Annotated in this window: 27 protein-coding genes and 2 pseudogenes; 9 read left to right on the forward strand and 20 right to left on the reverse strand. The window is 52.2% G+C overall.

The features are described from left to right. Nucleotides 1-3 precede the first annotated feature (3 nt). From BLA28_RS30605 to BLA28_RS30615, 3 genes are read left to right on the forward strand one after another with little or no spacing between them, the layout of a single operon-like run. Nucleotides 4-957 carry a hypothetical protein gene (locus BLA28_RS30605; protein ID WP_008978032.1) on the forward strand — a complete coding sequence of 318 codons (954 nt, stop codon included), beginning with the start codon at nucleotides 4-6 and terminating at the stop codon, nucleotides 955-957. Next, nucleotides 954-1,166 (forward strand): transposon-transfer assisting family protein, encoded by a 213-nt coding sequence (locus BLA28_RS30610; RefSeq protein ID WP_004607965.1) that lies wholly within the window; start codon nucleotides 954-956, stop codon nucleotides 1,164-1,166. Before BLA28_RS30605 ends, BLA28_RS30610 begins: the two co-directional genes overlap by 4 nt. Next, the gene (locus tag BLA28_RS30615; protein WP_067539660.1) at nucleotides 1,163-1,528 is read left to right on the forward strand and encodes a cysteine-rich VLP domain-containing protein; all 366 of its coding nucleotides are present in this window, start codon (nucleotides 1,163-1,165) and stop codon (nucleotides 1,526-1,528) included. Before BLA28_RS30610 ends, BLA28_RS30615 begins: the two co-directional genes overlap by 4 nt. Before the next feature lie 177 nt (nucleotides 1,529-1,705). Here the strand turns inward: BLA28_RS30615 and BLA28_RS30620 are convergent, their stop codons facing one another. From BLA28_RS30620 to BLA28_RS30635, 4 genes are all read right to left on the reverse strand, one after another. Then, nucleotides 1,706-1,957, reverse strand: coding sequence for a helix-turn-helix domain-containing protein (locus tag BLA28_RS30620; protein WP_002585088.1), 252 nt, complete (start codon nucleotides 1,955-1,957; stop codon nucleotides 1,706-1,708). A 65-nt stretch (nucleotides 1,958-2,022) separates the two neighbouring features. Continuing rightward, entirely contained in the window at nucleotides 2,023-3,369 is a 1,347-nt protein-coding gene (locus tag BLA28_RS30625; protein WP_008978031.1) for a relaxase/mobilization nuclease domain-containing protein, read from the reverse strand. Further along, nucleotides 3,330-3,659 (reverse strand): plasmid mobilization protein, encoded by a 330-nt coding sequence (locus BLA28_RS30630; RefSeq protein WP_008978030.1) that lies wholly within the window; start codon nucleotides 3,657-3,659, stop codon nucleotides 3,330-3,332. Before BLA28_RS30630 ends, BLA28_RS30625 begins: the two co-directional genes overlap by 40 nt. 267 nt (nucleotides 3,660-3,926) lie before the next feature. Next, nucleotides 3,927-4,280: a helix-turn-helix transcriptional regulator gene (locus BLA28_RS30635; RefSeq protein WP_008978029.1), complete on the reverse strand. Its 354-nt coding sequence runs from the start codon at nucleotides 4,278-4,280 to the stop codon at nucleotides 3,927-3,929. A gap of 382 nt (nucleotides 4,281-4,662) precedes the next feature. Here BLA28_RS30635 and BLA28_RS30640 point away from each other — a divergent pair, with 382 nt between their 5' ends. The 6 genes from BLA28_RS30640 (at nucleotide 4,663) to BLA28_RS30675 (ending at nucleotide 9,493) form a co-directional block, all read left to right on the forward strand. Further along, on the forward strand, nucleotides 4,663-4,842 hold the full coding sequence (locus BLA28_RS30640; protein ID WP_002588768.1) for a cysteine-rich KTR domain-containing protein: 180 nt from the start codon (nucleotides 4,663-4,665) through the stop codon (nucleotides 4,840-4,842). 22 nt (nucleotides 4,843-4,864) lie between these two features. Further along, nucleotides 4,865-5,854, forward strand: coding sequence for a 23S rRNA (adenine(2503)-C(2))-methyltransferase RlmN (gene rlmN / locus BLA28_RS30645; protein ID WP_008978028.1), 990 nt, complete (start codon nucleotides 4,865-4,867; stop codon nucleotides 5,852-5,854). 535 nt (nucleotides 5,855-6,389) lie between these two features. After that, nucleotides 6,390-6,830 carry an RNA polymerase sigma factor gene (locus BLA28_RS30650; protein WP_008978027.1) on the forward strand — a complete coding sequence of 147 codons (441 nt, stop codon included), beginning with the start codon at nucleotides 6,390-6,392 and terminating at the stop codon, nucleotides 6,828-6,830. Continuing rightward, on the forward strand, nucleotides 6,811-7,071 hold the full coding sequence (locus BLA28_RS30655) for a helix-turn-helix domain-containing protein (protein WP_019727567.1): 261 nt from the start codon (nucleotides 6,811-6,813) through the stop codon (nucleotides 7,069-7,071). The genes BLA28_RS30650 and BLA28_RS30655 overlap by 20 nt, the downstream gene beginning before the upstream one ends. Before the next feature lie 417 nt (nucleotides 7,072-7,488). Next, complete coding sequence (locus tag BLA28_RS30670) at nucleotides 7,489-7,716, forward strand: transposon-encoded TnpW family protein (protein ID WP_004607973.1); 228 nt, start codon at nucleotides 7,489-7,491, stop codon at nucleotides 7,714-7,716. Between the two features lie 100 nt (nucleotides 7,717-7,816). Next, nucleotides 7,817-9,493, forward strand: coding sequence for a recombinase family protein (locus tag BLA28_RS30675; protein ID WP_019727566.1), 1,677 nt, complete (start codon nucleotides 7,817-7,819; stop codon nucleotides 9,491-9,493). 63 nt (nucleotides 9,494-9,556) lie between these two features. Here BLA28_RS30675 and BLA28_RS30680 read toward each other — a convergent pair. The 16 genes and pseudogenes from BLA28_RS30680 to BLA28_RS30755 all read right to left on the reverse strand — a co-directional run. After that, nucleotides 9,557-9,742, reverse strand: a pseudogene (locus BLA28_RS30680) (recombinase family protein); the annotation flags it as partial. Nucleotides 9,743-9,801: 59 nt separating this feature from the next. Then, nucleotides 9,802-11,229: pseudogene (locus tag BLA28_RS30685) on the reverse strand (DNA topoisomerase); the annotation flags it as partial. Further along, on the reverse strand, nucleotides 11,226-11,987 hold the full coding sequence (locus BLA28_RS30690; RefSeq protein WP_071699705.1) for a DUF4366 domain-containing protein: 762 nt from the start codon (nucleotides 11,985-11,987) through the stop codon (nucleotides 11,226-11,228). The pseudogene BLA28_RS30685 and the gene BLA28_RS30690, both read right to left, overlap by 4 nt. Continuing rightward, on the reverse strand, nucleotides 11,974-12,231 hold the full coding sequence (locus BLA28_RS30695) for a DUF4315 family protein (RefSeq protein ID WP_003509287.1): 258 nt from the start codon (nucleotides 12,229-12,231) through the stop codon (nucleotides 11,974-11,976). Before BLA28_RS30695 ends, BLA28_RS30690 begins: the two co-directional genes overlap by 14 nt. A gap of 23 nt (nucleotides 12,232-12,254) precedes the next feature. Beyond that, nucleotides 12,255-14,210 (reverse strand): C40 family peptidase, encoded by a 1,956-nt coding sequence (locus BLA28_RS30700; protein ID WP_071699706.1) that lies wholly within the window; start codon nucleotides 14,208-14,210, stop codon nucleotides 12,255-12,257. After that, nucleotides 14,198-14,989: a DNA cytosine methyltransferase gene (locus tag BLA28_RS30705; RefSeq protein WP_071699707.1), complete on the reverse strand. Its 792-nt coding sequence runs from the start codon at nucleotides 14,987-14,989 to the stop codon at nucleotides 14,198-14,200. Before BLA28_RS30705 ends, BLA28_RS30700 begins: the two co-directional genes overlap by 13 nt. Next, entirely contained in the window at nucleotides 14,986-17,391 is a 2,406-nt protein-coding gene (locus tag BLA28_RS30710; protein ID WP_071699708.1) for a VirB4-like conjugal transfer ATPase, CD1110 family, read from the reverse strand. The genes BLA28_RS30705 and BLA28_RS30710 overlap by 4 nt, the downstream gene beginning before the upstream one ends. After that, the gene (locus BLA28_RS30715; protein WP_008689678.1) at nucleotides 17,294-17,743 is read right to left on the reverse strand and encodes a PrgI family protein; all 450 of its coding nucleotides are present in this window, start codon (nucleotides 17,741-17,743) and stop codon (nucleotides 17,294-17,296) included. Before BLA28_RS30715 ends, BLA28_RS30710 begins: the two co-directional genes overlap by 98 nt. 6 nt (nucleotides 17,744-17,749) lie before the next feature. Beyond that, complete coding sequence (locus BLA28_RS30720) at nucleotides 17,750-18,313, reverse strand: MT-A70 family methyltransferase (protein ID WP_071699709.1); 564 nt, start codon at nucleotides 18,311-18,313, stop codon at nucleotides 17,750-17,752. Nucleotides 18,314-18,334: 21 nt separating this feature from the next. Next, nucleotides 18,335-19,198, reverse strand: coding sequence for a VirB6/TrbL-like conjugal transfer protein, CD1112 family (locus tag BLA28_RS30725; RefSeq protein ID WP_005946756.1), 864 nt, complete (start codon nucleotides 19,196-19,198; stop codon nucleotides 18,335-18,337). Nucleotides 19,199-19,269: 71 nt separating this feature from the next. Then, entirely contained in the window at nucleotides 19,270-19,485 is a 216-nt protein-coding gene (locus tag BLA28_RS30730) for a Maff2 family mobile element protein (RefSeq protein ID WP_002566673.1), read from the reverse strand. A gap of 95 nt (nucleotides 19,486-19,580) precedes the next feature. Beyond that, nucleotides 19,581-19,808 carry an antitoxin gene (locus BLA28_RS30735; RefSeq protein WP_071699710.1) on the reverse strand — a complete coding sequence of 76 codons (228 nt, stop codon included), beginning with the start codon at nucleotides 19,806-19,808 and terminating at the stop codon, nucleotides 19,581-19,583. 28 nt (nucleotides 19,809-19,836) lie between these two features. Then, nucleotides 19,837-21,642: a VirD4-like conjugal transfer protein, CD1115 family gene (locus BLA28_RS30740; protein ID WP_071699711.1), complete on the reverse strand. Its 1,806-nt coding sequence runs from the start codon at nucleotides 21,640-21,642 to the stop codon at nucleotides 19,837-19,839. After that, nucleotides 21,639-22,115 (reverse strand): PcfB family protein, encoded by a 477-nt coding sequence (locus BLA28_RS30745; RefSeq protein ID WP_071699712.1) that lies wholly within the window; start codon nucleotides 22,113-22,115, stop codon nucleotides 21,639-21,641. The genes BLA28_RS30740 and BLA28_RS30745 overlap by 4 nt, the downstream gene beginning before the upstream one ends. Before the next feature lie 42 nt (nucleotides 22,116-22,157). Beyond that, nucleotides 22,158-22,370, reverse strand: a complete 213-nt coding sequence (locus BLA28_RS30750; protein ID WP_003819042.1) for a DUF5348 domain-containing protein — start codon at nucleotides 22,368-22,370, stop codon at nucleotides 22,158-22,160. Between the two features lie 101 nt (nucleotides 22,371-22,471). Further along, on the reverse strand, nucleotides 22,472-23,380 hold the full coding sequence (locus BLA28_RS30755; protein WP_330393311.1) for a DUF6017 domain-containing protein: 909 nt from the start codon (nucleotides 23,378-23,380) through the stop codon (nucleotides 22,472-22,474). Between the last annotated feature and the right edge of the window lie 284 nt (nucleotides 23,381-23,664).

Genomic DNA, 23,664 nt, shown 5'->3' on the forward strand with positions numbered 1-23,664 from the left:
CCCATGCCGGAACAGAGTAAATTTGAAAACGTGGATTTGTTCGCTTCCCTTGAAGCGATTATGAAGCAGAACACAGGCTTTTACCAGAGCGACTTAGACATTGACAAAGAGATTATCGCAAAGGCGGCGGCAAGCCCCAACAGGGAGGACAAGACCCTTTTGTGGTTCTGCCGCCCGTCCGGGACGCACTGTTTCCGGGAGCGCGACGTTTTCCTCAAAGACACCGCGCCCCACAACACATGGCGTTTCTACATGGAGCAGACAAGCGACCGCGTCCTTGCCTATGCAATCGAGCTGACGGGAAAGGAGCGCGGGAAAATTAAGGGCAATCTGTACGAACTGGACTACGCTAAACATTATGAGCGCGTCAAGGAAAAGGAACTGCCCGCCGATACGGTGAAGCTGATTTATGAGCGAGGGGAAAGGGAGATACCCGCCGGACGGTTCTTCAACGGCAACCCAGACCCGCAGCTTGGGAAGTTTGAACGCTTTGAAGCCCTACCCGACGACCCGGACGCGCTGCAATCACTCTTACAGGAAGAACGGCGCAGCCGGGAGCAGCTTCCACCGGGGGACTTCAAGGCGCATATCACAGCCTTGCGGGACGGGCTGATTGAAACGGAAGCGCGGCGCATTGTGCGGGAAATGAAGCGGCACTATGAGCCGAATAGCCCGAACAAGACCCATTTCATGGCAGAGCTTTCCCCGGCGTTCATGCGGCTTGCAGCCACAAAGGACACTGACCGCCTTTTCTCCATGCTGCCCTATAAGACTCTTTCCTTTTCCAAAATCGAGGGCAGACATGGGACGTATGCGCTGATTGACAAGGGGGAGAACCGGGACAGGGAGATAAGGAAGCCCCGCCCCTCTATCCGGGCGCAGCTTAAAGCAGACAAGGCAAAGACCGCCCCGAAAAAGGCGGCGGCAAAAACAAAAAATCACGATATGGAGGTATGAGCATGATTAGACTGACTGTTGAAGAAACAAACCTTTTGAGCATTTACAACGAGGGCGGCAAGCGGGCTTTGATTGAGAATGTCAACGCCGCGCTGCCCTACATGGACGCGGATATGCGGGAGCTTGCAAAGCGCACCCTTTCCAAAGTGGACGCTTTGACCGAAGCGGAATTTGCAGAGCTTCCCATTTACGCCGCTGATGAAGTATGAACGGGGTTAAGCGGCTGACGCCGCCCCAGAGCCGGAAAGTCAACGCCCTTGTGCGCCGGACGTGCTGCAACTATGATAACGGGAACTGTATCTTACTGGACGACGGAGACGAATGCGTATGTCCGCAGCTCATTTCCTATTCGCTTCTCTGCAAGTGGTTCCGGGTTGCGGTGCTTCCCGCCGACAGGCTGCTCTATGCGGAGCTTTACCAGACAGGGGATAAGAAGAAATGTACCGAGTGCGGCGCGTTCTTTGCGTCAACCTCTAACAGTGTCAAATACTGCCCCGTCTGCCGGAAGCGTATCACCCGCAGACAAGCCGCCGAGCGCATGAGGAAAAGACGCACCCCTGTTACGCAGTAGGCGCGGAAAATCCCTTGATTTACAGGGCTTTCCGGGCGTGAAAATCGGATAGGCGATACTTTATACCTTTATCCCCGAAAATGGCGTTCTACTGCGTAACATTCACGAAAACAGCACCCATAAAAAGACAGGGCGCGGAAGTCATATACCGGCTTCCGCGTCCTGTTCTTTTTTTGCCTATCTGACATTTCCCTTTTCCATTTCTTCAAGTGGGAACTGCGGGAGGGCTTCTATCAGCTTCTTTGTGATAGACTGGCGCATATCTTCGTTGATTTCCTGTTTCGTGCTTCCGTCCGGCTGTCTGACCGCTACCGTCGATAGCCTGTCGATTTCGTCCTTGTAGCACTCCACGACTTTCTCCACCGCCCATTTTTCCCCGGCAACGGCGGCGCGTATGGTTTCATATTCCGGCATTTTCTGGTTTTCCATGCTTCAACGCTCCTGTCTGTATTTGATAGCCTTATCATAGCACAGCGGCGGGGATTTTGCTATCCTTATCCGCGCTCTGTTCCCTTTTCACGTTCCGGCTGCCTGTCTGCCTGTAAAATGCTGTCAATGTTCTGCTTGATAATATCATATTCCCGGACTTTCTTTTTCAGCTTCCCATAGTCGGCGTAAAGGGCTTCTTTCTGCGCTTGGAGGGCTTCATACTCCGATTGCAGCGCGGCAAGGTTCGGGAGCTTTGCAATGCCCGCCGCTTTCAACGACCTTGCGGCGGCTTCATGTAGGATAATCGCCTGTTCCTGTCCGGCGCGGTACTTCTCCCTGTTCCTTGCCTTGCGGTATGCGTCATAGACGGGCTTTGTCTTTTGGTAGGTGGAAACATTCTTGATAAGCACCGCCATGTCCGCAAGCCGCTTTTCCGCGTTCTTCAATGCGTCTGCCGCCTGTCCGCTTTCCGCTGACATTTCCTCAATCCGGCTGACTAAATCCGCGTACTGTTCAATCTTGTGTTCCGTCAAGAAATTCATGGTTTTAGCTGCCTGTTTCAGATTGTGGATTTTCGCCCACTGTTCATAGCCCTTACTCTGCGCCGCCTTGATACTGTTCTCAATGTCGATAAGCAGCGAAACGTCGCGCTGCTCTCTGGGGGCTTTCGCCGCCTTTGCCCGTCTGCCCGCTATCCGTTCCCTTATGGCTTCCTCTGTATAGTCTGCGCCGAGGGTTTTTAGGCGGGTGAAGCGTTCCTGTCCGGGGGCGCGGCATGAAACATATTTCCCCGGCTTTATCTCATAGCCCGCCGCCTGTAACCGCGTTAGCAATTCCTCAAAACTGGAAACTTGGGGGATAAGCGCGTCAACGGCAATCTTTAGCTTGCCTTTCCAACTTGTACCCGTCTTTTCTGCCTGGTACTCCGCATAGCTCTTTCCCTTGCTGCCCTTGCCGGGGACGACGACGGACAAGCCATTTTCCCGGCACAGCTTGTCGCTCATGTTCCGTATGCCGTAATAGCTCCTTTTGTTGGAATTGTATTTGTGATGGTCTACAAAATTCACCGCGCAAAAAATGACGTGGTTATGGATATGCCCCTTGTCAATGTGCGTCGTCACAACATATTCATGCTGCCCCTTTGTCACCGCGTCGGCAAGCTGCTTCCCGATTTCGTGGGCTTTCTCATAGTCCACTTCCCCCGGCGCAAAGGACTGTATCAAGTGAAAGGCTAAATTGCTGCCCTTATCCAGTGCTTGCGAGAGGGTATAGCCGAACTCAATGTCTGCCGTTTCATAGGAGCAGCCGAAAGAGGATATGAGCATTTTCCCGTCCGTCTTGTCCGGGTTTTCGATATAGTCAAGGGCTTTGCTTAGGGTGCTTTTAACAGGCTTAATCTTTGTAACCGCCATATCTCCGCAAGCACCCCCTTTATTTCCTCTATGTCCTCTTGGTATGCGTTCCCCGCCGCGTTCACGCGGCGGGCTATCTGGTTGACGTTGACACCGATTTTCTGTATCTCTGCGGTCATTGCCTTTATATCGGCGTGGTCTATCTGAATGATATACCCGTCAATGGCAATCTTCCGCAGATACGCCGCCATGTTCCGGGTGGGTACGAGCTTCATTTTTTCCAGTATTAAATCCCGTTCCGCTTCCGTCACTCTGAATTTGATTTGCACCGTCCTTTTCCGTCCGTCCATTGCTTCGCTCCTTTCCTTTCCGTTCCGAGGGTTTGGGACACTTCCCAACAAGCCATTTTCAACCGACGCGCCGCAGCGCGGGAGGGCGAAAATACGGAAGTGGGTACCCGCTTCCTATGCTTGCTACGAATGTTTTTATCCCTTATGCCCTTATCCCTTACTACGGAGAAAAAGCTATTTTGCCAAACTTCCGCAAAAGAAAAACGCTGCAATTCAAAAAAGATTGCAACGCTTTCTAAATCCTGTTCAGTTTTAAGCCGGACATTCCTATTCGCCCTCTTTTTCGACTTCGGAAATCTCTTTTGCCGTTGCGGTCACAATCCGTATGCCTGTATCGCTCATACCGTCAAGAAGCGCGTCGAGCTGCCGCCGCTGCGTGTTCTTCTCCGGCGGCGTTTCCAAAAGGAACTGGTCTACGGATATATTGTAGCGGAGCATAAGCTCAAAGAAAATCTGTAAACTTGGGTGCTGCCCCTTGTTCTCAATGTTCGCAAGGTAACGCGGCGAGATAAACATTTCGTCGCTTACTTTCTTGCGGCTCTCCTTGCGCCCTGTCCGCGCCGCCTTTATCGCTGCCCCAAAAGCCTTGAAGTCGTATTTCGGTACTGGTCTTTTTGCCATAATTATTCACCCTATTACATTTTACTGTTCACCTTTCCTCTTGGATATGTCTACACTGTTCTATCAGTTGACTAAAATAATTCATATGTATATGTTGACAACTAGCCGCTTTTTTTGTATAGTATTATTAAAAGGGGGGAAATGTTTATGTTACATAGCATGCGTATTCGATAAGCATTGAAATTAAAAAAGATTTTTCCCATTTTCAATATGGGCTTTTTTGTCATGCTTATTTTGCGTATGCTATACAACAAAACTAACGATGTATAGACATAGTATAAAAACTATGCCTTAATTTTGTTGTAGTGTTATATGTATAAATGCAGGTCAATGCTCATGTTGAGAATTGACCTGTATTTTTTTGCGCAAAAGGAGAAATATTATGCTTGAAAAATATTGGATAAAATGTCCAATTTGTAACGGAAAGACGAGGGTTCAAGTATTTTATAATACGGTATTAAGAAATTTTCCTCTTTTCTGCCCTAAATGTAAATTAACACATATCGTTGATGTTGAAAAATTAGAAATCATAATCAAAAACTCTGAAAAACAAACTTTTTAATTTTGAAAAGGAAGGATATTAAATGAAACACTTACCTAAAAGTACACCTACGGAAATATTGAATGACCCATACGGATTTACTTACAAAGAAATGTCGGAAGTAATTGGAGAGGATAAAGCAAGAGCCTTATATGCGAAATTGTATAAACAGCCATTTCACAAAAAAAATCTATCAATATCAACAAAAAAAGTCTATAAAAGTAGCGATACTGAAAAGTATGTTTATGAATTGAAAGACAACAGGTATATCGAAACGGTTTTTATTAAACGGCGAGATGGTGGGACTGTTTGCGTAAGTACGCAAGTTGGTTGTTCTGTTGGCTGTATTTTTTGTGAGTCCGGACGCAATGGTTTCGTTCGTAATCTAACACCGTCTGAAATTGTGCAGCAGGTCATATTGATACGTCAAAAAGTAAATCGTATCGTTTTTATGGGAATGGGAGAACCTTTATTCAATTACGACAACTTGATTGCAGCAATCCATATTCTTCGAGATAGAAATGGACTTAACTTTCCAACCGACGGCATTACCATATCAACAGTTGGTCCAGTTAATCAATTAAAAAAATTGCGCGAAGAACATCTAAAAATTCAGTTGACAATATCTTTACATGCAGCAACACAGGCTGTGAGAAACTGTATCATTCCTCATATGCACATGTACGCTATTGAAGATGTTGTTAAGCAAGCATTGTCCTATTCACAAAGGCATAATCGAAAAGTGGTATTTGCGTATTTGCTTTTACCAGGTATAAATGACCGTTCCTCAGATATAAGGCAACTTGCAAAATGGTTTAAGGGCAAAAATGTTATGATTAACGTGCTGCAATACAACCCGACGAGTAATTCAAAAATTAGAGCACCACAAAAACAAGAAATGGTTGCGTTCAAACATCAATTAGAGCAAACAGGACTTGAAGTTACCATGAGAGTTTCTCATGGTAGAGAGATTAAAGCAGCTTGTGGACAGTTAGCTAATACATATAATAAAGCCAAAAAACAACAAAAATAATTTAATTAAAAGAGCCAGACGCACAGACGCAGAGCCGATAATATGCAGTTTGAAATACTGCTGTTATCGGCTCTTTTTTGATTTAATTTGTGCCCCCAATAACCATATTGGAGCAAAATCAGAACTGTTGCTTGTCGTTCTTTGATTTCCGCAGCAGCTTTGAAAAATCAAAGCCGCCGTTTCTTTTTATCTTCTCAAGAAATGACGCGGTATCACTGTTAAAAGCGGCGGCTAAAGGAGGTAGCCGCCATGAAGCACATACCATATCGACAAAATCCGACGGTCATTGACACATCAAAAAAAGCCCGACCACCACCGGGGGAAATTACGCTTGTATATATGAACTGTCTAATCATCTAAATACTACTCACAATACCAATGCGCCTGTCCGGGCTTTTCGGACAGGCGCATTTTGCTGCTCAAAAAATTTTTTGAAGAAATTTCAAAAAATCTTCGGCGTTTTTGAAAACCGCCGTATTGCCCCGCGAAAAGGGGGAAGCACCACCAACTTTCCAACGAGAAAGGAGGTGAGAATGTGGAACCTAACAGCAGGGAGTTTTACAAACAGTGTGCTTTTCAGAAGTTTTGTAATACGGTACTTCACAATGAAGCGTGCGACACTCATAGAGAGCTTCGCAGACACAGGGCAAAGGAAGTGACCTTTTCCGACATGACCTTAGACGAAGCGCGACAGCTTCATACGTTTGATGAATATTTCAAACGGGAAACTGTTGAAACCGTCTTTGAGAAAGCCGGGAAGAAAATCACGCCAAAGCTGCTTCTTGAAGCAATCCGTACTTTGCCGGAAGAAAAGCGCAAAGCCATACTGCTGTATTACTTCGAGGGAATGAACGATACCGAGATTGCGGAACTGTTCAATACGTCGAGAAGCACGATACAGTACAGGCGGACAAGCTCTTTTGAGAGATTAAGAAAATATCTGGAGGAAAATGCTGATGAATGGGACGAATGGTAACGAACCCGGCTACCCGGAAAATGCCCTTGTTCCCTATCCTGTCATTGTGGTAGCGACAAAGGGCGACCCGGACGCTATGAAGATTGTCTTGCAGCATTTCAGCGGCTACATAGCCCGCCTCTCCATGCGGAAGCTGTACGACGAGCGCGGGAATGTCTATTTCGGCGTAGACCACGACATTCGGGAACGGCTGCAAGCAAAACTGATGATGGCTGTCCTCACCTTTAAGGCAGAGGAATAAACCGCAGCGGCGGCGGGACGCTTTCTCTCTCCCCCTTTTCCGTTCCGCTGCTGACGCGGCAGCAAAGCCATTCTGAACCTTGACAAAGAAAGCGGCGCAAGATAACGGCGGCGCAGCATAGGGCAAATCGGATACGTTCCTTTTGCGCCGAGCCATACGGCGGGTGCGCCATGACGCTATCCGGGTGAGGTTATCCCCGCCCGGACAGCCGAGCGACCAACACCGCGCCGGAAAGCAAGTGTAGCGGCTTGCGGGCGACGACACGCAGAATATACAATGATACTTCCTTACAGCCACAGTCCGAGCGTTAAGAGCGTCGCAGGCAATGGGTAGGGCTGCATGAGAACCATGCCGGGGTGAAATTCCCATGAGGTTATGCTAATAACCGTCCGATTAAAGCCTTTGTTTTATTGAATAGTGGACTTGCTGCTATTCATAGACTGTATTATATGTTTGCGAAAGAAAGGGGGATTTTCTTTGACGCAAAACCAAACGCCCGTTACCACAACGGAGCATAAAATAGGAAAAGTTACTTACCTTGTATGTTCGTCCGCAAGTGAACGCGCAACGGACACACTGGATAAAAAGATAAAAAAACTCATTCGCAAAGACATGGAACTGAACCCCGCAAACGCCCGGAAATAGGGCGTTTCTTCACATTTTATACATGACACAGGCAGCGGTATGTGGTATAATATAGACAGTACAAATGCCATGCTTGTCTGTCGTCGGAAAGGAGGACAAAATGTTACAGACAGACAAGATTACCGCTTTATATTGCAGATTGAGCCAGGAAGATATGCAGGCCGGGGAAAGCGAGAGCATACAGAACCAAAAGATGATTTTACAAAAGTATGCTGACGAACACCACTTTTTCAACACGCGCTTTTTCGTAGACGACGGATTTTCCGGCGTGAGCTTTGAGCGTGAGGGGCTTCAAGCCATGCTGCACGAAGTTGAAGCCGGGAACGTGGCGACCGTCATAACAAAAGACCTCTCCCGTCTGGGACGTAATTATCTGAAAACCGGGGAGCTGATAGAGATTGTTTTTCCCGAATATGAAGTGCGCTACATTGCCATTAACGACGGTGTAGACACAGCAAGGGAAGATAACGAGTTTACCCCTCTGCGGAACTGGTTCAACGAGTTTTACGCCCGCGACACTTCAAAGAAAATCCGGGCTGTCAAACAGGCAAAGGCGCAGAAAGGCGAGCGCGTCAACGGGCAAGTGCCTTATGGGTACATAGCTGACCCCAACGACCGCAATCATCTATTGCCCGACCCGGAAACGGCGCACATTGTAAAACAGATTTTCGCTATGTATGTGCGCGGCGACCGTATCTGCGAAATCCAGAACTGGCTACGGGAACATGAGGTATTGACTGTTGCAGAATTGCAGTACAGGCGCACAGGAAGCCACAGGCACCCCCGCCCACACCCGAATTGTATTTACAACTGGCCGGATAAGACGCTCTATGACATTCTGGCGCGTAAAGAGTATTTGGGGCATACCATTACAGGCAAGAGCTATAAGGTATCTTACAAATCGAAAAAGACGAAGAAGAACCCGGAGGAAAAGCGTTACTTCTTCCCCAACACACACGAACCCTTGATTGATGAAGAAACCTTTGAGCTTGCACAGAAACGGATTGCCACCAAACACCGCCCTACAAAGGTTGATGAAATTGACATTTTTTCGGGGCTTCTCTTTTGCGGGGACTGCGGCTATAAAATGTATCTGCAACAGGGAGCCGGGACACTGGAACGCAAACACGCCTACACTTGCGGCAAGTATCGAAACAGGATAAGGACTGGCGAGCTTTGCACTACCCATTATATCCGAAAGAGCGTCCTTAAAGAACTTGTCCTTGCCGATTTACAAAGGGTATTGTCCTATGTGAAAGAGCATGAACAGGAGTTTATCGAAACCGCCAACGAGTGCAGCGCAAAGGCAGTACAAAAGACGCTGACGCAGCAACGGAAAGAGCTTGACAAGGCGCAGAGCCGGATTAGCGAGCTGAATATCTTGTTCCGCAAGCTCTATGAGGACAACGCTTTAGGGAAACTTTCAGATGAACAATTTGCTTTTCTGACTTCCGGCTATGACGAAGAAAAAAAGACGCTGACCCGGAGGATTGCGGAACTGTCACAGGAAATTGACAACGCCACCGAGCGCAGCGCGGACGTGAAAAGGTTTGTCGCACTGGTACGCAAATACACCGCCATTACCGAACTGACCTACGAAAACGTCCATGAATTTATTGACCGCATTCTTATTCACGAACTGGATAAGGAAACGAACACCCGCAAAATCGAAATCTTTTATAGCTTTGTCGGCAGAGTTGATACAGGCGACAAGCCTACTGAAAGTATCTCCTATTTCAGACAGATTGGAGCCGACGTAAAGAGTTATGCTATCTAACATACATCAAAAAGAGGTAAGATAACACCCTCTGCAAAAAAGGTTACGTTATCTTACCTCAACAAAGTTTGTGCCAGTCCATCCATCATCCGTGTAATGCTCGATATTCTCATACCCATGCTGTTCTGCATACTGTGTCAACATCCGCTTCTGATTGACGATACTGTTTGACTCTCCCTGCACCTCATCATCCTTTGAGAGTCGCTCGTATAAAGCTGTGATTTTAAATCTCTTATCCTTGATTTTCATTGCTATCCTGCTCCTTTGCATTTTGAATATTTCCACTGCCTACTCTCAAAGTGTATTACATCCGTGTAGGATTTTGGCGGTGCGGTGAAATGTTCGGTGACAGCGGCAGTTACCTTGTCAAAGGTCTGTCCCTCGGTGATCTCCGGCAGTTCACGCGCAGGCTCCGGGGCGGTGTCGTCGGCGTCTGTTTTGAACGACGCCTTAAAGCGGCGATCAAGCTCTTTCCAGCCGGGGATCAGGATGGTTTTTCCCTTGGCGGTAAAGGTGTTCCCGGCACAGGTGAATGTAGCGGTGACAGCCTCGTACACATGGAGCGCGGCCACGGCGCACAGCAGCTTGCAGCACACAAGGGACAGCAGTTTCTTTTCTCCCTCGGTCAGCCCGTCAAAGCCTCTCTGCACAAATTCCATTGTCGGGACAATGGCGTGGTGGTCGCTTACCTTTTTGCTGTTCAGCACCCGGCCAAACTGCGGGGAGAGGTCAAGCCCCGCCGCAAAGGAAAGCATAGGCCACAGGCCGGACACAAGGCTTTCCGCCGTTGGCAGCATATCATCGGTCAAATACTGGCTGTCGGTGCGGGGATAGGTCAGCAGCTTCTTTTCATAGAGCTGCTGGGCATAGTCAAGGGTCTGCTTGGCGGTAAATCCAAACAGCCGGTTTGCCTCCCGCTGCAAGGTGGTGAGGTCATAGAGGCGGGGCGGCTGCTCCGTCTTTTTCTCCCGTGTTACCGACACACAAACGGCCTGTGCCGTTTCACAGGCGGCTTTCAGGGCCTTGGCGTCGTCTGCGTTTCCCATGCGTTCACTGGCCGCCTCCATGCCGCCCGCCGCGATCTGGACGATGTGGTATTTCTCTTTCTGAAAGCTGCTGATCTTGGCCTCCCGGTCAACCAGCATTTTCAGGGTCGGCGTCTGGACACGGCCCACGGTCAGGGTCTTGTGGTAGAGGATGGAGAAAAGTCTTGTCGCGTTGATCCCCACCAGCCAATCCGCCTGCGCCCGGCAAAGGGCCGACTGATACAAGTTGTCGTAGTCGGCCCCCGGTTTCAGGTGGGCAAAGCCGTCCTTGATGGCCGCGTCCTCCATGCTGGAAATCCAAAGGCGCTGAAACGGTTTCTTGCAGCCCGCCATCTGGTAGACAAAACGGAAAATCAATTCCCCCTCGCGCCCGGCGTCGGTGGCGCACACAAGGCCGGTGACATCGGGGCGCTTCATCAAAGAACGCAGGGTGTCAAACTGCTTTTTCTTATCGTCGGGAATGATGTACTGCCATTGCTGCGGCAGAATCGGCAGGTCGTCATAGCGCCATTTTTTGAAACGCTCGTCATAAGTCCCGGCGTCGGCAAGGGAAACAAGGTGGCCGATACACCAGCTCACCAGATAGCCGTTTCCCTCCATATAGCCGTCCTGTTTCTTGTCCGCGCCGATCACGCCCGCAATGCTGCGGGCGACGCTTGGTTTCTCTGCAATTACTAACTGATAGCTCATACTTCGTCCTCCTTATTTCCATCTTCACTTGTCATATCCTCGTCCGGCTCCGGGGCTTCGTCCTCGTCGTCCTCGTCCTCTCCAAAGTCATACTCGGCCAGATCGTCATTGCCTGTGGTGTCGGCTTTTTCCTTTTTGAATTTCAGGAAGTAGAGGGCTGCGCCGCCGCCCAGCAGCACCACCACAAAGAACACCACAAGGCCGCCCATGCCGCTTGGCTTTTCCTCCTGCGGCTTTTCTTCCTCCGGCTGGGGCTTCGGCTCTGGCCCATTGCAGGCGGTCAGGTTGTTTTTACAGACCGGGCAGGCCGTATTGACGGCCCCGGCTTGACATTTGGCCGTACAGTTGCAGACCTCCGGCTCTTTTTTCCCGTCCTCCAACAAGGCTTGCAGGTCGGCGTCATCCACTTGGTTGAGGAAATGCACCGCCGTTTCCTTGTCCTCGTTGGCCCGGTCGATCAGGATGTAAAAATAATTCCCGGCCTTGGTGGTAACGGTGATAAGCTGCTTATCACCGAAAAAATCATCCACCAGCGCGGCGTTGCCCTGCGGGGTGACGGGTACGCCCTCCGGCTCCATGCCGCCGGTGGTAGGTTCTTCGGTTTCCTCCGGCACTTCTGCGGGGGCTTCGGTGGTTTCCGGCAGCGGCACCGGGTCAGGGTCAGCGCCCCCGGCGTAGGCGGTAACGGTCGTGGTCGCCATGCAGAGCGCAGCGGCCACAGCCAGCGTCAAAGTGCGGAACAGTTTAGATTTCTTCATGGGCGCTGTCCTCCTGTTCAAAGTCCGGGATCGGGGCCGGAGCCGCCTGCAACGCGCCGCCGCGCACAAAGGCGGCGAACTCCTGCGGGGTCATGTTGAGGCCGCGCACAAGCTGGACGATCTGCAAGTTTTCCTGTTCGGTCTTGGCCGCTTCCAGCTCCCGAAGCTGCTTTTGCAGCTCCGCGATCTTGCCCTTGGTTTTCTCAATATCCTTTTCAATGCGCTCCAATTTGTTCATTGCCATAGTGATTTACTCCTTTCTGGCGTTTAAGGCAAACGCCCGTAACAATAAAAATGCTGCTGCCAGTAGCTTGAATTGAGGTTTGTGTAGGAAATAGGGTCGCCGCAGTGCAGCATGACCGAATTTCCCACATACAGCCCCACATGGGACATCCCAGCAGTGTCATAAGTGCCGACGAAAAATACAAGGTCGCCGGGCTTGGCCTGCTCCGGGGAAACGGGGGTGCAGATGTTGTAAAGCCCCTGCGCCGTCTGGCGTCCCACATTCCATCCTGAATGATTGATAACCCAGCTAATGAAGCCGGAACAATCAAAGCTGGTGCTTGGGGAGCTGCCGCCCCACACATAAGGATAGCCCACATACTTTTCCGCCTCGGCAATCATGGCGGCAAAGGCTTCGTCCTTTAGCGCCTCCGGGGGGATTTCATAGTAGGTCGGCTCTTTCGGGGTGGAGGCGTGGGGATAGCTGCCGTTAGGGAACAGGTCTGGCCGGTTGCCCAAAGTCTGCATATAGGCAGCATAAAAGCCCATCTGTTCCTCGGTGAGAATGTAGATGGGCAGGTGGGACAGGTCAAAGTTTTCCAGCTTCACATTGCAGATATAGTAGGTGTAGGGGACTTCCACGGTGTAGGTGTTTCCCTCGCTGTCCGTCCTCGTTTCGGTGCGGTAGCGGGTTTCCGTTTCGATGGTCTGGGTCAGGATGTACTGCTTTTCAAAGAGCATGGCAAGGTCGCCCTGTACCTCCCCTAAAGTGAACACGCCGTTATGCAGCGCGGAGAGGATGGAGGTCAGCACATAGGGGTCATGCTTGATCTCGTCCAGATCGAAACGGTATTCATCATAGCCGGGGTGCAGGCTTTCGTAGTTGTCAAGTTCGTGCTGTAAGTCTGCTTCCAGTGCGGCATAGGCGGCTTCGGCTCCCAGCATATCGCTGTCCTCGGAGAGATAGGAGGTGGCGGCAAGGCCCGTCCCGGTGCTGCCAAACATGGCGGTGCAGGATTGCAGGCCGCCCATCACCAGCAGGAGCATGAGGCCCACGCCGCCGACGATCAGCGCCCCTTTCCAGTGCCGGGCGGCAAAGGACGCGGCCTGTCTGCTTTTCTCTGCGGCTTTCTTGGCTGCGGCAGCCGTGGTCTTGGCGGTGCTTGCGGCCCCCTGTGCGGTCTGGCCCGCCGCCCTTGCTGCCTTGGCATATTCCCGTTTGATGTGCTGTTTCTGCCAGAAACGGGAAACGGGGTTCTTTGCCGCCTGCGCCAGCTCCGGGTTGTCCCGCAGGGATTTTTGATACGCAAACTCGGCGTTGGCGGCGATGGACTTTCGCTCAGCCTTGGCTGCGGCCCGGTAGGGTTTGAGCTTGTGGCGGTGGACGCCGCTGCGGATCATGCGGCCCGCCTGCCGTTCCGCCAGTTCCTCCCCCTTATGGCCGCCCTCCACGCCCACATTTTCGTGTTCTACCTCATGGATTTTTCCGTGGAGGTAAAGCCCGGCTTCCTGTATGGGACGGCTGGCCGGGTTTGGTTTGAGCTGGGGAGGGGCTTTCTCCACCTTGTCAAAATACAGCCTGCTTTTGGCCTTGCCCTTGGCTTCGTCATAAACGGTTTCCTTTGTAATGACGCGCTTTTTCGGCAAGGCTTCTTTGGCCGCTTCCAGCTGATCCGCCCGTTTTTCTGCCTTTCTGATATACGGGGCCAGCTCCGGGGAGGCCCGTTCCTCGGCGGTAAACTGCAACCGGGAAACAGGGCCGGTGACCTGCGCCACGGTTTCCCCGGCGTCCTTGGCCGCTTTCTTTGCCTTGTGGCGGTCGTGCAGTTCGTCCGCCCGTTCCAGTATTTTTTCCGCCGCGCCCTCCGGCTGGGCGGTGTATTCCTGCTCGGCCTCCCGGCTGGACACATTGACGCTTTCGCCGGTGGTCTGGTTATCCAGCGTCAGGCCGTCGCGGGTCATGTGCTGCGTTACCTTGTCGCGGAGTTTTAAGGGTTCCATATCCGATCACCTCCTTGCTGTCTGTTCCGGCAGCGCCCGGTTTCGATCTCTGCAATATAGCGCAGGATGGGGTACACCTGCGGGGGAACAACTGCGTTTCCCAAAGTCTTTAACCTCTTTGCCACATTCGCCGGCGGGTCGCTGATTAAGTACGGGATTTGCGCCGGTTCTTTGGCCCACATGGAATGTCCGTCCATCTCCGGGGGAATCCCATCAGCCATTCCACCCAGTCGGGGTTCAGTTTCACATCCCCCGTGTCGCTGGCAAGGGGCGTGGGAAGCAGCATGGCCGATGATGAAAGTTCTTTTGCGCTCATGCCATGCGCCGACGGCGACAGCAGGAAGTACGAAAACCCTAACGGCGTAGCCTGCCTGCTCCAAGTCAAAAACCGTCTTGTCGAGCCCCAGATGGATGAAGCCAGCAACATTTTCTCCAAGCACCCAAGAGGGGTGCAGTTCCCGGATAACGCGGAGCATTTCGGGCCATAAATACCGTTCGTCCTCAAATCCTCTTTGTTTCCCGGCGCTGGAAAAGGGCTGGCAGGGGAATCCCCCGGAAATAAGTGTGGTGGTTTCTCGTCCTGTTTTTTCAAAAAATGCCTCCTTTGTCACTGTGGTAATGTCCCGGAATTTTGGTACCTGCGGCCAGTGCTTTTTCAAAACTTCCATCGGGAAATCTGCCCATTCGCACTGGCATACGGTGGTAAACCCTGCGGCTTCTGCCGCAAGGTCGATCCCGCCGATCCCAGAAAACAGGCTGAAATGTGTTAAGGCGCTCATACCGTCGCCCCCTCGCCTAACCGGGTCGTCATGATCTGGTAGAGCTGGGTATTTTTCGGGATGGGGTTCTTAAAGGGCAGGATCACATTTTCGTAAATGAGAAGTCCCTCGCCGGGTTCGGAATTGTCCACATACCGTAATTGCTGGGGCGAAATGTTCAGCCGTTCCGCAAGGATTTTGCGGTCGCCGCTGGCCTGATTGAGCAGGCAGATAAAGTCGCTGTTTTCCAAAATGTTCTCAATTTCCGGGGAGGAAAGCAGGTCTTTTACATTCTGCGTCGCACCTGTGGGAATCCCGCCCCACTTACGAAAACGCTTCCAAATCTCGCAGGAAAAGGCCGCCGTCTGTTCCTCACGCAAAAGCAGATGGAACTCATCACAGAAATACCATGTCGCCTTGCCCTTGCTGCGGTTTTGGGTGACGCGCCCCCAAATCTGGTCTTGGACAATGAGCATACCGATTTTCTTTAGCTGCTTGCCCAGCTCCTTGATGTCAAAGGCCACAATGCGGTTTTGAATGTCGATGTTGGTTCTGTGGTTGAACACATTTAAGCTGCCGGACACATACAGGTCAAGGGCCTTCGCCACCCGGTCGGCCTCCGGGATATGCTGGTCTAACAGGGCTTTGTGCAGGTCTGCAAGGATGGGCATATTTTCCGGCTTGGGGTCTGCCAGATAAGGCCGATAGATCACCTGTACCGCCCTGTCGATCACCGTCTTTTCAATGGCTTCCAGCCCGTTCTTGCCGCCCATGACAAGCTCACAGAACGACAGCACAAAGTCGGATTTCAAGGCCAGCGGGTTTTCATCCTCGGAGTAATTCAGGTTGATGTCCAGCGGGTTCACATAGTTTTTGCTGGTAGGCGACAGCTTCACCACCTGCCCATGCAGCCGCTTCACAAGGGGGTAATACTCGGCCTCTGGATCACAGATATACACATCGTCCGGGGTGCAGAGGAACACGCTCACAATCTCGGATTTACAGCTCATACTTTTGCCGCTTCCCGGTGTCCCCAGCTTTAGCCCGTTGGGACACCTCGCCCGTTTGCGGTCGAGCATAATCATGTTGCCGGTCTTAGCGTTGATCCCGTAATACATGGCGTCGCCGCCCTGAAAAAGCTCCTGCGTCACAAAGGGGACGAACACGGCCACGCTGGAAGTCGTCAGGGAGCGTTCAATCTGGATGTGGCTGGCCCCCAGCGGCAGGCTGCTCATAAGCCCCTGTTCCTGCTGGTAGTCCAGCCGCACAAGGGAACAGTTGTATTTCTGGGCGATCCCGGCAGCCCAGAACACATCGTTTTCCAGCTTTTGCCGGGTGTCTGCGGTGTTCAGCACCAAAAAGGTAAGCTGGAACATCCTTTCATTCCGGCTCTGCAAGGTCTTTAGCAGCTCCTTGGCGTCCTGCCCGTAGGTGGCAAGGTCGCTGGGAAGAATGTCCATGTCGTAACCGCTGCGGACAGCCCGTTTCTGTTCCTGAATCTTCATGGCGTCAAGGTCGGTGATCTTGCGCTTGACCGTCTTAATGGCGTCGCTCTGGTCGATGGCCTGCACATGGAGGTTCACCACAATACCGTTTTCCGTGTTGAGAAAGTCGGCCAGCATTTCATCCGACAGCTCCGGGGAGAGGATTTGCAGAAAGCTCACCGCCCCGTATTTGCCGCCCAGCCCGAACATCCGGGCATTGCCGAAGCGGAACGAGGACGGGGCGATAAAGTCCTTGGTAGAAAGCCCCGACGGGGCAAGCCATTTCCAGTCAAAGGAGAACGGTTCCCCGTCCGGGTGGAAAATGCTGTGCATGACTTCCAGCCGTTCCTTTGCGTCCAGTCCCCACGCGGAGGCTCCCATGCTCTTGAAATAGCCCAAAAGGTCGGTTTCGATCCGGCGCAGTCTGGCGCGGGCCATTTTCAGGCTGTCCGCCTCGATGGTATAGGTCATAAATTTCCGCTTCATCAGGCCGTTGTTCCCGTTCACAAGCTGGTCTTGCAAAATGTCGGAATACTCGCTGCGGATGTCGTCGAAGTCGTCCCCCTGCGCCCGGATTTCAAAGCTCTTGGCGTACTGCTTGGGGTCGATCTTGCGGTTGATAAAGGAAAACTGCACATGAATGGAGGCGTCCAGATAGTTGTAGAGGTCGCACAGGTTTTCAAAGATGGCGGTCTTGGTGTCCGCCTGCGCCAGTTGGTAGCTGATGTCCGTAAACTCAATGCACTTGGAAAAGGTGCGGGGCGTTACCCGGCATACGCCGTCCTGATACATGGCCTCATAGGGAATACTGGCCTGCGCCGAATGGGGCTTGCCGTCGCCCTTATACTTTCGGATGACGGCCTGAATCTCTTTCTTTTCGGCGCGGGTGAGCTTGACCGGTGCTTTTGCGCTCGTTTCGTTCTTTTGCTTTTTGGACAATAGCGTTGACCTCCTTTTCCATTTGGGATTGCCGCACAAGGGCGGTATAAGCGTTGTTGGTCTGGTAGGGCCGTTCCTTGGGCTGGATGAAGCAGCACTCTACGATCTGGCGTACCACCACTTCAAGGGGCTGGCCGTGTTTTTCGTAAAGCGCCAGCAGAAAGCCCGGCAGCATGGCGAACACCATAATGAGCGCCGCCGCGCTGGTCGGGACGCGGCCCCGGATCAAAAAGAAAAGCGGGACGCCTACCAGCAGCGCACCGCCAAAACAAATGAGCTGGCGTTTCGTCAGCCCGAATACTACCTTGGATTTGACCTTGGTTAAATCCTTGGGGACAGTTACATAAGCCATAAAAAGTCACCTCGTTTCTGATACGGACAGGGAAAAATCGCTGTCCACTTCATTGCCCCACACATCCCAGCCGGGGATTTTCTGTCTGGCAAACAGTTCTGCGCGGGGCAAGTCGCCCGCAAGCTCTATGATTTTCTCGCGGGTAATGTCTGGTTTCTTGCTGTGTTCCTCCACCGGGGAAATGATAAACTGATGGACGCTTTTGGAGTAACGCTTGGGATGGCCCCGCTTGGCAAGCAGGCAGATTTCCGCGTTTCCTCTCGTCCAATAGCCCAGCCCGTAAAACCATGTGGGGCTTTTGCGGTTCAATTTCAGCCAGACAAAGGCCACGGTCTTAAAGATGAAGCCCCACGCCTTAATCAGACGCAGCGCCTCCGGGAGCTGGGGGAAAGTTGCCCACAAAAACAAGAGGCAGTCTTTTTCCGCCAGCGTTTCCACCGGCAGGGCGCACAGCTCGTCAATGCTCATGGTGGGATAGTGATGTTCCGCCGCCCCTGTCCGTTTGCACTCATATCGCCACGGCGGGTCGGCGTAAAGGATGTTGTAGGTTTTCTTTTGTGTTTCCTCGATAGCTGGTATTCCTCCTGTCTGTCAATGTGCGGTAAATACGGCTTTCGATATGCTGCCGGTCTTGAACAGACAGAAGCAAAGCAAAACGGTATAGCCCATACAGCCCCAGATCGCGCCGGATATGTCGTCGGCAGTTCCGATCTGCTGGATCAGCACCGCATAAATCCCGACAACCACCATGATTAAAAAGGCTTGGAAGCCCAGCGCAAGCAGGGATTTCAAGTAGTTCTGGCCCATGCCGCGCCACTCTGCATTGCCCAGCGTGGCAAGGGGGATCGGCCCCAATGCGGTCACGGCGTAAATTTCAATCATTCTTCCATAGGTCACAAGGAAAATGCAGATGGAAAGAATGTTCATCGTCAGCCCCACAACAAGGGTCTGGAACCACAGGCCCAGCAGCGGCCCGATGTCCATTGCTTCAAGGCGGCTTTCCAGATCAGGGAGCAGCGTGTCAAAATCAATGCTGGTATCTCCGATAATTACACCGGCGCTCTGGTTGACGACTTGCTGGGTGGCGTCAAATACGCCCATGACGATATTCCATGTGTTTGTCACAATGAGGATGGCAAAGGCGCTTTTGAAAATCCAGCGGAAGAACATGGAGCTGTCGAAGTCGTGCATATTGTTCTTTTCCACGATCATGTCGATCAGCTCATAGCACATCACAAGGGCGAGAATGGCCGCCGCAATGGGGACGATCACCGTTTCGGACAGGTTTTGCAGCATGGAAAAAATGCCGCCGTTCCAGTCCTGCGGGGTACTGCCCACATCCGACGCGATTTCCCCGACTTTGGTATTGACCGTGTTAAACAGGCCGGACAGGTTGCCCATGATACCGTCGATCAGGATTCCCTTGATCCATTCCCCGATTAAATCACCGATCATGTGGGGACACCTCCTTTCCCGCGCCCTCCCCGATCAGAGAGGGCGCGGAGGGTTTTCTAACACACATGGGGTTATCCCAGCAGCCCGGACAGCAGCGGAACAAGGGTCATGCCGATCAGGGCAACGCCACCTCCGGCGACAAGCTGCTTGATCCCTTGGCTCTTGCTTGCCGGGTTGTCCGCCCCGTATCCCTCCAAAAGATTGACGCCGCCCCATACGCAAAGCGCTCCGCCGAGGCCCACAACGATGGTCTGCAAAGTATCAACTGCACTATTGAAAAATTCCATAAATTTACCTCCATAAATTCAGATTGTGATGGTGTTTGGGTGCAAAAAAGCCGCCGTTCATAGCGGCAGCCTCACAATCCGCAGACGGCCCGGAGTTACTGGCCGTCCCGCCATTCCAGCACAGCCAGCGAAAAAATCTCGCCCCATGCTTCACACAGTCTGCGGTCTATTTCCCTTACAAGTTCTTCGGCTTCCCCGTCCGTGGGCGGGGTATCATGTCCCGCGATCCACTGGCACAGCACCGCAGCGGAAATGATCGCCCGGTAGATTTCTTTCTCATACCTGAAATAATCCGCAAATGTCCATTCGTCCGAGTGTCCCATCGGTCACGCTCCTTTCTCTATGGCCGCTTTATTCCGCGGCAAAATCTTCATCCGACAGCTCAATGTCGTAGAGGTCAAAGGGTTCGTCCTCCGTTATCACGCGCCGCTTTTTCCGGCGCAGGGACGATAGGTAGCTGTCCACATCAAAGGTATTCTTTTTGTCGGCGTCCGAGAGGTATTTATAGCGGGGGTGGCGGATGATGTCGTATTTCTCACTGAAAAACGGCCTCACGCCGCGCACCTGCAAAATACACTTGCCTCCGTCCATCGTTGCAATTTCGTCTTGGCTCATCAGCTCCTTTCCGAGTTTTTGGTAGTTCAGTCCGTGGGAGGTCTGCGCGCCCCGGTTCTCGCTCTGGTTGTAGCTGTCAATGGTTTCCTTGCCCAGCACCTCCGCGATCTCCTTGGCGTTCTTGCCCCTGCCACTAAGGAACAGCGTACAGTCGCAGTTGTCAGAAATGATTTCCGCCGCGTCCTTGTAAATAGCCTTTAGCTGCGACTGGCTCTGCAAAATAATAGAAGCCGAGATTTCCCGGCTTCGGATGGTGGCGATCAGCTTATCAAAGTTTGGAATCTGGCCGATGTTGGCAAACTCGTCCAGAATCAGCCGCACATGGACGGGCAGCCGCCCGCCGTATTTGTCATCGGCCCGGTCACACAAAAGGTTGATGAGCTGGCTTTGCACCATTGCCAGAATGAAATTAAAGGTCGTGTCCGTGTCCGACATAATCAGGAACAGGGCTGTTTTTTTGTCCCCGATGGTGTCAAGTTCCAGTTCGTCGTCCTCCATCAGCTCCCGCACTTCCCGGATGTCAAAGGGCGCTAATCTGGCTCCACAGCTTATCAAAATGGAGCTGCGGGTCTTGCCTGCCGACAGCAGGAATTTACGGTACTGGCGCACCGCAAAGTGTTCCGGGTCTTTTTCTTCCAGCCGTTCAAACATCTGGTCTACCGGGGATTGAAATTCCGGGTCATCCTCGCGGGTTTCGCTGGCGTTTATCATTTCAAGCAGCGTGGTGAAATTCATTTCATCGTCCGGCGCTTCGTACCAGATATAGCCAATGAGGGCCGAATACAGCAGGCGTTCCGATTTGATCCAAAAATCCTCGGCGCTCTTTTCGCCCTCGCCCTTGGTGTTGCAGATCAGCGTGTTTACCAGCTTCAAAATGTCCTTTTCCGAATGGATGTAGCGAAACGGGCTGTAGCGCATACTCTTGGAAAAGTTAATGGTATTCAGCACTTTTACCCGGTAGCCGCACCGCACAAGGAGCTGGCCCACCTCGCCGATCAGACTTCCTTTCGGGTCAGTAATCACGAATGAGGTTGGGTAGTCTTTGGACACGCACTGCATGAGGTTGGGCTTCACAAAGAACCGGGTCTTGCCGCTGCCGGAACCGCCGATCACCAGCACATTTTTATTCCGGGCGGTCTTGGGGTCTTTGGGCCGGTTGTTCATGGTGAGGCGTTCCGTCTGGGTCAGGAGGATGTTGTTGTCAAACACCGGGTCGATGTACGGGGCTATATCTTTGGGGCCTCCCCAACGGGCGCTGCCGTACTCGACGCCCCGGCGATATTTCTTGGCGTTCTTGCTCTTGCAGTACACCATCAGCCGCAGTGCCACCGCACCTGCCACGCCCACCGCCAGATCGAACAGGTGGAAGCTGGGGGCGGTGCTTTCAAAGGCAAGGGAAAAGCCGTCCGCAAGGTGCAATAGCTTTTCCGACAAGTCCGCCCCAGCCGCCAGCCGGTAGGTCTGTCCCAGCTTGCCGAACAGGTAAACAAACAGCAGATAGGGCAGGTTGGCAATTATCAGCTTTTTCATTTCCGGCTTCATCGTGACAGCCCCCTTTCCTTGATTTTCTCCTTGGCCTGCTGGCTGCTTCTGGCCGCTGCCTTTTCTTTCAGGACGGCAAGGGTCTTTCGGATGGAGGGGCGTTCCTGCTGTTTGAGCTTCTTGGCTGTAAACTCCTTAAACGCCTGTTCCAGATTGTCCGCCTGCTTGGATTTGAAGATCACGATATACCGGGGCGGATGGGTAGTGCGGTCTTTCCGCAAGGTAAAATCAATGTCGTATTTCTTGGCGCAGGGCTTAAATAAGCCAATGTTGGCGTCGGTGATCTCAATGTTGGACAGGGCGGAACCGTCCTTTTTGAGCTGCCGTAAGCTCTGCTGTCCGTGACGGGTCTTGCCCGTCCCTTTCTGCCGGGCGGCCAGATATTTTCGGATGGCCGCTTGCAGCACTTGGGCGGTGAGCTTGCCCGTCTTAACCGCTAACGCTATGGTTTTCTGGTCTACTTCTTCCTGCAACTGCTATCCCTCCTTTGGAAAGTCAGCAGGTAGGCGGATGGCTTAAATCCGCACCCGCAGGCCGGAGAGGTCGTCGGCATGGATTCCTACCAGATACCAGTTCTCGGCCATTTCAATGCGGGTCGGCCTCCATCTGCCGCCCACCATCACATCAAAAGTTTCTCCGCAGTGCAGGCCGCCGTAATAGTCCGCAAGGTCAAAGCGGATGTCGTAGCGGTCTGTCTGCTCGTCAAAAATCAAAGCACCCTGTTTCATAGGGTCGTCCTCCTTTCTCGTCGTCACAAGCTCCATATCGCTTGTTTCCACGCAAGCGTGAAAAGCTCGCTCATTTCGCTGTTCCTCCTCTCCCCACAAAATCACCGATTTTGCGGGGTTCCCCAACTGCCTGTGTTCATGTCATGGGCCACCAGCGCCGTGTAATAGCCGTTGATGGTGCTTGGGGCGTTGAACAGAACCGCCAGCAGGTATTTTTTGATGTTCCGTATTTCCGTGGTGTTTTTGCTGATACAGTCAAAGACAAACTCAATGTGAGAACTGTTCAGCTTCATCAGCTTGGATTTCACCAGCTCGGCGGGGTAATCGTCCCCGGCAATGCGGATGGTCTTTCGGGCGCTGCATACGGTTTCCACCAGCAAGTCCACAATCTCGTCCAGCATATCCCGGTCAATCCCCTTGGCGTACTGGCAAAGGTGTTCATACTCGATGTTGTCCTTGATGATCTCCCGATAAATCTCTATGGCGCTCTGTGATTTCGCTCCCGTTCCTTTCCGTTCCGGCGGCGCAGCCGCTTCTTCCCCCAAAGGAGAGGGAGGGGAAAGGATAGGAATGGAATCGGTATTTGATCCATCCGTAATTGATTTGTCTTTACTTGATCTATCTTTATTTAATTGCGTTGGTTTTTCCTGCGTAGGCTTTTCCTGCGTTGGATTATCCAATGTTGGATTTTCCAATGTAGGTGAATCCGGCACAAGCTGGGGCTGTTCGTAAATGATGTAATCCGCCCCACGCAGGCGGCCTTGGCTGTCACGCTCACGGGAACGCACGATATAGCCCGCCTGTTCCAACTCTCGGACAGCCGCCCGGATCGCGTCGATCTGCTCCCGGTTGATAAGGGACAAGCCTTTCAGCGTAAAGTCCCAATCCTCCGGCAAGGACAGCATTTGCGACAGCAGGCCCTTGGCTTTCAGGGACAAGTCCTTGTTCCGCAGATGGTGGTTGGACATCACCGTGTAGCCCCGGTTTTTCTCCACTCGAAAAACTGCCATCTCGTCGTCCACTCCTTTCACTTGAAATTTCACCGCGCTGTCAAGGGCGGTGAGCTTGCCCGGCTGGTAGGGACATTCCTCATACACACAAAACTCTGTCTCTGAGACACGTTTAGATGGGTATAAGATACAGAGCTAATGCCGATTGATCACCTGGACCGCCCTGTCGATCACCGTCTTTTCAATGGCTTCCAGCCCGTTCTTGCCGCCCATGACAAGCTCACAGAACGACAGCACAAAGTCGGATTTCAAGGCCAGCGGGTTTTCATCCTCGGAGTAATTCA

Source organism: Eisenbergiella tayi, from assembly GCF_001881565.1.
Lineage (GTDB): Bacteria > Bacillota > Clostridia > Lachnospirales > Lachnospiraceae > Eisenbergiella > Eisenbergiella tayi.